The organism is Microbacterium sp. CCH5-D1, assembly GCF_001557335.1.
Taxonomy (GTDB): Bacteria; Actinomycetota; Actinomycetes; order Actinomycetales; family Microbacteriaceae; genus Microbacterium; species Microbacterium oxydans.
In genome coordinates this window covers 1-7620 of record NZ_LSJW01000145.1, presented here as the reverse complement: position 1 = coordinate 7620, position 7620 = coordinate 1, and the positions used below count along the sequence as shown (strand labels likewise).

7 protein-coding genes and 1 pseudogene are annotated in these 7620 nt (G+C 70.2%); 5 read left to right on the top strand and 3 right to left on the bottom strand.

The features are described 5' to 3' along the window. Window positions 1-23: 23 nt before the first annotated feature. From AX744_RS19985 to AX744_RS09050, 5 genes and pseudogenes are all read left to right on the top strand, one after another. A pseudogene (locus tag AX744_RS19985) lies at window positions 24-554 on the top strand (ABC transporter substrate-binding protein); the annotation flags it as partial. Between the two features lie 241 nt (window positions 555-795). Beyond that, window positions 796-1575 carry an ABC transporter permease gene (locus AX744_RS09065; RefSeq protein ID WP_061016426.1) on the top strand — a complete coding sequence of 260 codons (780 nt, stop codon included), beginning with the start codon at window positions 796-798 and terminating at the stop codon, window positions 1573-1575. Beyond that, the gene (locus AX744_RS09060) at window positions 1575-2411 is read left to right on the top strand and encodes an ABC transporter permease (RefSeq protein ID WP_082108699.1); all 837 of its coding nucleotides are present in this window, start codon (window positions 1575-1577) and stop codon (window positions 2409-2411) included. The genes AX744_RS09065 and AX744_RS09060 overlap by 1 nt, the downstream gene beginning before the upstream one ends. After that, window positions 2408-3199, top strand: a complete 792-nt coding sequence (locus AX744_RS09055) for an ABC transporter ATP-binding protein (RefSeq protein WP_082108700.1) — start codon at window positions 2408-2410, stop codon at window positions 3197-3199. Before AX744_RS09060 ends, AX744_RS09055 begins: the two co-directional genes overlap by 4 nt. Continuing rightward, window positions 3200-5515 carry an arylsulfatase gene (locus AX744_RS09050; protein WP_058632466.1) on the top strand — a complete coding sequence of 772 codons (2316 nt, stop codon included), beginning with the start codon at window positions 3200-3202 and terminating at the stop codon, window positions 5513-5515. It begins immediately after the preceding gene. 104 nt (window positions 5516-5619) lie between these two features. On the opposite strand, the gene AX744_RS09045 is transcribed toward AX744_RS09050, so the two are convergent. The 3 genes from AX744_RS09045 to AX744_RS09035 all read right to left on the bottom strand — a co-directional run. Then, window positions 5620-5991: a DUF202 domain-containing protein gene (locus AX744_RS09045; RefSeq protein ID WP_227751372.1), complete on the bottom strand. Its 372-nt coding sequence runs from the start codon at window positions 5989-5991 to the stop codon at window positions 5620-5622. Window positions 5992-6004: 13 nt separating this feature from the next. Further along, window positions 6005-6361, bottom strand: coding sequence for a YidH family protein (locus AX744_RS09040; protein WP_061016424.1), 357 nt, complete (start codon window positions 6359-6361; stop codon window positions 6005-6007). Window positions 6362-6398: 37 nt separating this feature from the next. Then, window positions 6399-7620: amidohydrolase (locus tag AX744_RS09035; protein WP_061016422.1), on the bottom strand; the 1222-nt coding region annotated here is incomplete at its 5' end.

Sequence of the window (7620 nt, the reverse complement as noted above, 5' to 3'; positions counted from 1 at the left end):
CACGTCGCGCCTCCGGCGCCCTCGTGGTGGCCGGACTCGCCGCCGCGCAGGGCGGACAGGTCGACATCGCGTACGCCCCCAGCATCCCGCTGCTGAACGCACTCAGCAGCGGCGTCCCGCTGAAGGTCGTCGCACCGGCGGACGGATTCGTCGCCGGAGCGGCTGACGCCGAAGACCCCGCGACCGTCGACGACACCGGTCTGTTCGCCTCCGCCGCCAGCGGCATCTCCTCGGTCGCGGACCTGAAGGGGGCGACCATCGCCATCCCCGCGCGCAAGGCGCAGCTCGAAGTCGTCATCTCCGATGCCCTCGACCGTGCCGGCGTCGACCCCGGCTCGGTGGAATGGGTCGTCCTGGACTTCACCTCGGCGGTCGCCGCGCTGCAGAGCGGCACGGTCGATGCGGCGGGTCTCGTCAGTCCCTTCACCGCGGAGGCGGATGCGGCGGGTGCGGTGCAGCTCGACTCGCCGTCCGTCGGCTTCTTCGAGGAGGGCGCCGTGGGGCTGTGGACCGCGGGGGAGAGCACGATCGCGGCGAAGGCCGATGCCATCGCCGCCTTCCAGCGCGCCGTCGCCAAGAGCAACGCCTACGCGAACGAGCACCCGGAGGACGCGATCCAGGCTGGGATCGACGCCACAGGCTCGACGCTGACGGTCGACGACGTCAAGCTGCCGTTCTGGCCGGCCGAGGTGGCGCCCGTGGATCTCGAACGCGTGAACGACAAGCTCGTCGCCTCGGCTTCCTCGCGGCTCCGGTCGACCTCGAAGGCGTCGTCCTCGCCGCCGGATGATGCTCATGAACCGCTCTTCTCTCCTCCCGCCGCTCATCGGAGCAGCCGGCGTCGTCTCGGCGCTCGCGCTCTGGGAATGGTCGGCGACCGCCGGGCCGCTCGCCGGGTCACCCCTGCCGGCAGCCACGGCCGCGATCGGCGAGGCGATCCGTCTGCTCGGAACCCCTGCGACGTGGACGGCCCTCGGTGACACGCTCATGATGGCCCTCGTCGGACTCGTGTTGGCGATCGTCGTCGGTGTCGCCCTCGGCGTCGCGATCGGCACGTCCCCGCTCGCGATGCACGCGACGCGGGTGCCGCTGGAGTTCCTGAAACCCATCCCGCCGATCGTGATCCTGCCCGTCGTCGTGCTGGTCATGGGGCCGACGGCGAGCATGGGCATCTTCCTGGTGTTCTTCGGCTGCTTCATCGCGATCGCCGTGCAGGCCTCGGCCGGCGTCTTCGACACCGATCCGGTCGCCAGGGCCACCGGACGCTCGTACGGCATGGGAAGAGCCGAGATCCTCGGCCGGATCGTGCTCCCGAGCGCGCTGCCCTACATCGGCACGGCCGTGCGGGTCGCCGCACCGACATCGCTCGTGGTCGCGGTGGTGGCAGGACTCCTCGGGGGAGGGCCGGGTCTCGGCCAGAGCCTGCTGCTGTCGCAGATCACCGGCAACCAGGCGCAGCTCTTCGCGTACGTGCTGATCCTCGGCGTGCTCGGCCTGTTGATTCAGGGACTCAGCCAGTGGGGCGAGCGCACGCTCCTGCACTGGCATCCGCAATACCGGAAGCAGGTCGTGTGATGACCCTCACCTCGTCGATCCAGACCCGAACCAGGCTCGCTCGACGACGCGGCCAGGACGGACTCCCGCGCGGCGTTCTGCTCGGTGCCGAGATCGCGGTGCCCGTCGCGCTGCTGGCGCTGTGGTGGTTCGCCTCGGCCGGGTCGACCAACGCGTTCTTCCCGCCGCTGCAGACGATCCTGCAACGGCTCTGGCAGCTCGCGCAGACGCCCGCCTTCCTGCTCGACATCGCCTCGTCCGTGGGCAACCTGGTGGTGTCCTTCCTGCTGGCGACCGTGATCGGTGTGCTCGTGGGGCTGCTGCTGGGCCTCGTCCGTCCGCTGAGCTGGTTCGCCGAGCCGACCATCCACTTCTTCCGTGCGATCCCGCCGGTCGCGCTGGTGCCGATCTTCGTCTCGCTCATCGGTTTCGGCACCGAGACGCGCATCCTCTCCATCACCCTGGCCGCGGTGTTCCCCATCCTGATCTCGACGATCGACGGCGTCCGCGCCGGCGAGCCCACACTCGAGATGGTGAGCCGCGTGTACCGGCTGAGCGCCGGCGAGCGGCTGTTCTCCGTGATGCTCCCCGCTGCGAGTCCGCGCATCCTCTCAGGGATGCAGGTCAGTCTGATCACGGCGTTCGTCGTCATGATCGCGAGCGAGATGCTCGGCTCCTCGACGGGGCTCGGAGCGGCGACCCTGCTCGCGCAGCAGTCCTTCGCCATCCCGGACATGTGGGCCGGGATCCTCGTCCTCGGCGTCATCGGATACACCGCGACCGCCGTGTTCACCCTCTTCCGGCGCCGCGTGCTGCGCTGGTACATCGCCTCCCAGCAACAGGAGAAGAACGCATGACCACCACCACCGTCACCGCGCCGGTGCGCCTGAGCGTGCAGGGCCTCGCGAAGTCGTACGAGACGAAGGCGGGTCCTGTGCCCGTGATCGCCGACCTCACCTTCGACGTGCACGCCGGGGAGGTGTGCTGCATCGTCGGTCCCTCCGGCATCGGCAAGACCACCCTGTTGAAGTGCCTCACCGGGCTGCAGAGCATCACCGCCGGGAGCGCGGCCATCGACGGGACCCCTATCGACGGCCCTCCCGAGGAGATGGCGCTCGTGTTCCAGGAGTACACCCGGTCGCTGATGCCCTGGCTCACGGTCGAGAAGAACGTGCGCCTGCCGTTGAAGCATCTGCGCCTGCCCGCCGCGGAGCGCGAGGAGCGCATCGCCGCCGCCCTCTCCGCCGTCGGACTGTCCGGTGCGGAGTCCAAGTTCCCCTGGCAGCTGTCCGGCGGCATGCAGCAGCGCGTCGCGATCGCGCGGGCGATCGCCTACCGGCCGGAGGTGCTCGTGATGGACGAGCCCTTCGCCTCGGTCGACGCGCAGACGCGCTTCGAGCTGGAGGACCTGTGCCTGCGCATCCGCGAGCAGTTCGGGATGACGATCGTCGTCGTCACCCATGACATCGATGAGGCGGTCTACCTCTCCGACCGTGTGGTGGTGCTCGGCGAACGCCCCGCGAAGGTCACCGAGATCATCGAGATCGACTTCAGCGGTCCTCGTGATCAGCTCACGACACGAGCCCTCCCGGTGTTCGCCGAGCTGCGCACCCGCATCTTCGAGCTCATCCGGAAGGCGGGCTGAATGTCCGTGTCGTACGAAGCCCGTGGATACGAACGGTTCCAGGGCCGCGCCGAGGAGTTCACCTCGTCCTCCGAGCCCTGGTGGCCGGAGCCTCGCCGCGCGAGAGCGGGGGCTCCGAACGTGATCGTGATGCTGATCGACGATCTGGGCTTCAGCGACCTCGGGCCCTTCGGCAGTGAGATCGACACCCCGCGCATCGACGCGCTGGCCGCCGACGGCTGGGTCTTCACGAACTACCGCACCGCTCCGATGTGCTCCCCGGCCCGCGCCGCCCTGCTCACGGGCCTGAACCCCCACCGTGCGGGCTTCGGCTTCGTGGCGCACGTCGATCCCGGTTACCCGGGGTTCAGCTGCGAGCTGCCCGCCGACGCCCCGACCCTCGCCGAGTCGCTGCGGGCAGGGGGATACGCGACGTTCATGGTCGGCAAGTGGCACCTGACCCTGGAGTCGAGCCTGCACGACGGAGCCGACCGTCGCACGTGGCCGTTGCAGCGCGGCTTCGACAGGTACTTCGGCAGCATGGACGGCTTCACCTCGCTGCATCACCCGCACCGGCTCGTGCAGGACAACGCAGTGGTCGATCTGCATGAGTACCCCGACGGCTTCTTCCTGACGGACGAGCTCACGGACAGGGCGATCGGCATGATCGACGATCTGCGCGTGAACGACCCCGACAAGCCGTTCTTCCTCTATTACGCGCACACCTCGGTGCACGGCCCCATCCAGGCGAAGGACATCGACATCGCGAAGTACCGCGGTCGGTACGAGGCCGGGTGGAACCGGATGCGCGAGGAGCGATTCGCTCGGCAGCGCGAACGGGGCATCGTGCCGGCGCATGCCGACCTGCCGACGGACGCGATAGCCGACGGTGCGCAGATCCCCGCCTGGGACGACCTCGCCGAAGAGGACCGGCGGCTGTTCGCGAGGCACATGGAGGTGTACGCGGCGGCCGTGGACGAGATCGACCAGAGCGTCGGTCGCCTGCTCGATCGACTCGAACGCAGCGGGGAGCGCGAGAACACCATCGTGGTGATCGCCAGCGACAACGGGGGGACGGCGGAGGGCGGTCCGACCGGCACGCGGAGCTACTTCGCGCAGTTCGGCAGCCACGGCGGCATGCCCGAGGACTGGGTCACCGACGTGCCGCGCGACGTGGACGACATCGGCGGGCCGCGCCTGTTCGGGCAGTACCCCACAGGGTGGGCGCGGGTGTCCAACACCCCGTTCCGCTCGTTCAAGGCCACTACCTACGAGGGGGGAGTCCACGCGCCTCTGCTCGTGTCCTGGCCCGATGCACCGATGCGCGGCGGGCTGCGCGACCAGTTCGTGTTCGTGTCCGACCTCGCGCCCACGCTGCTGGAACTCTGCGGGGTGCCTGCCCTGGCCGAACGCAACGGCGTGCCCGCGCTCGACATGGACGGCGGCAGCATCGTGGATGTGCTCGCGAACCCTCGCGCGGACGGGCGTGAGGTGCAGTACTTCGAGTGCGTGGGGCGGCGAGCGATCGTGGACGGCCGCTGGAAGGCGCTCTCGACCGTGACCCCCACACCGGACGAAGGACCGGCAGGCGGGAGCTGGGAACTGTACGACCTGGAGCTCGATCCCACGGAGACCGTCGACGTCGCGCATGCCCACCCGGAGGTCGTCGCCGCACTCGCAGATCGTTGGCATGCCGAGGCATGGCGGAACACAGTGTTCCCGCTGGACGACGAGGGTGCGCTGTTCCGGGTGCGACCCGACACCGAGGAGCCGTTGTCGGCACCGGTCGACCTGATCCCGTTCCGCCCGCCGCTGGAGAGATTCCGTGCGGCGAAGCTGACGGTGCTGCGCTCGTTCCGGATCGAGGTGGATCTCGAGGCCGGCCACGACGCCGCAGGGGTGATCGTGGCGCACGGCGACCAGGGCGGCGGCTACCTGCTCGCGCTCGACCGCGGCGCCCCGCTGCTCGTGTACAACGCGTACGGACGCATGCACCGCGCGCGAGGTTCCCTGCTCGGCGCCGGTCCGCATCGCCTCGTGGTGCGCATGGACGAACAGCCCGGTCTGCGCTGGAGCGCGAGCGTCGAGGTCGACGGGCGAGACGACGCCCGGATCGACGACGTGTCCATGCTGATCGGGATGTCGCCCTTCACGGGCATCAGCGTCGGCTACGACTTCGGTGGCCCCGTCGACTGGGAGCTGCACGAAGAGCACCGGTCGTATCCGTTCCGCGGCGGTTCGCTGCAGCGCGTGCGCTACGTGCCGGGTGCCCGTTCCGTGCACGATGCCACTGTGCTGCGCGCGGTGGGACGCGCCGTGCTGACGGTCGCCGACTGAGGTCGGCACCGGGTCCGGCTGGCACCGGGTCCGGCTGGCACCGGGTCCGGCTGGCACCGGGTCCGGTCGGCACCGACGTCTGAGGGGGCGTCGGTGCCGACCGGTCACATCGCGAGCTGTGCGACGACGACGAGGACCACCGCGATCACGCCGAAGCCGGTCCCGAACACGGTGAGCGCGAGCAGGAGCGAACCACCGGGAAGGGGCCCCGCCGCCGTCTCTGTGAGCACGGCGGTCGTGCGGCGCTGTCGTCGTCGTGCGGCGATCCAGAGCACGCATGCGGTGCCGACCCCGATCACGCCTGGTGCGATGCCCCAGGCCCCGAACACGGGCGGCAGGACGAGCGGGAAGACCCGCAGCGACAGCAGCGAGCCGATCGCGATCGCGAGGGCGGTGCGTCGCCAGGCGAGTTCGGTGCGCTCCGGTTGCAGTCCGGGGTCGTACCGTCGTTGCGGTTCGATGGCACGTCGCATCATCCGCGCTGACCGATCAACGCCACAGCACGCCGGCGAGCACCAGCAGCCCGACCGTCACGACCACCGCCGCCAGCAGCACGGCGGACAGCGCGCCGGGCAGCGGCCGTGGCTGCCGCATCGCGCGTTCCGCCCGCATCCACTCCCACCACGCGAGAGGCGCGACCACGGTGCCGGTCGCCATCAGCAGCAGCGAGGCCGCGAGGCGGAACCCCGGATGCAGATCCAGGCCGAGCACCTCGAGCGCGACGCCCCCGGCGATCAGCGCGAGAGCAGTCCTGGTCCACGCCAGGAACGTGCGCTCGTTGGCGAGCGAGAACCGCGGGTCGGGCTCTTCTCCGACGCCGTACACGGAGGAGGGGAAGCGTCGCATCGCCTCATCGTATCGGCGCGACCGCCGCATCCGCGGGTCAGTCCCCGTGCACACGGCGACCGGCGAACCACGTCGACTCGATCGAGGTGTGCACGATCTCGTCGGCGGGCCCGGCGATCGCATCGCGTGCCAGCACCACGAAGTCGGCCGATTTGCCGGGGGAGAGGGATCCGGTCTCGTTTCCGAGGCCCATCGCGGTCGCCGCGTTGATCGTGAAGACCTCCAGCGCCTCCTGCGCCGTGATCGCCTGTTCGGGCCAGAGACGTCCCGGTGCGCGGCCGAGCGGATCGGCTCTGGTCACCAGGCCCTGCAGACCCTCCAGCGTGTTCGGGGAATCGCTCACCGGCCAGTCGGATCCGCCGGCCACGAGCGCCCCGGCATCGAGGAGAGAGCGGTTGGGCTGCGAGTGCTCCGCCCGATCACCGAGCACGTCGGCCAGCGCCTGCGGGATCACCCCGGGGTACCAGATGAACGGGGAGATGTCGGCCGAGACGTTCAGCTCCGCCAGCCGAGGGATGTCGGACTCGGCGAGGAACTGCCCGTGCGCGATCTGCACGGGCGTGGTGAAGCCTGCTGCGCGCAGCTGCTCCGCGGCGTCGAGGACCAGTCGGGCGGAGCCGTCCCCCGTGCAGTGCACCTTGGCGCCGAGGCCACGCTCGGCCACGGCGCGCAGCCACCTCGTGAGCTCGTCGAGGGTCATGGTCGTCTCGCCGTGGAAGTGTGCGCCGTGCACCGGGTCGGCGGGGTACGGGTCGAGGAAGGCGGCGGTCCGGGCCGGCGGAACGCCGTCGAGGAAGATCTTGACGAAATCGGGCCGATGGTGCGGGGTGCGGAACTCCTCGCCCCGGTCGAGCAGGGGAGCGCCGATCGGGTCGAACCCGAAGATCTCGTCGTTGATCAGCAGCGACGACACGACCCAGGCGCGCAGGTCGTCCGCGCGGTCGAGGTCGGAGAGCGCGCGGAGGATGTCCACCGAGACCCCTGCATCCTGGAACGCCGTCACGCCGTAGGAGTTGAGGATCTCGACACCTCGTCGGGAGGCCGCGGCGTGCTGCTGCGGTGTGAGCCCGCCCGTGCGGTCGTACGCCTCCTGCACCGGGATCCCCGCGGCTTCGAGCAGGACGCCGGAGGGTGTGCCGTCGTCAGGGTCGAGCAGGGTCACCCCCGACTCGGGGACGTGCTCCGCCGTGATGCCCGCGAGCTCCAGCGCCCGACTGCTCACCCAGCGGTTGTGGCGGGAATCCTCCATGAGCATCACC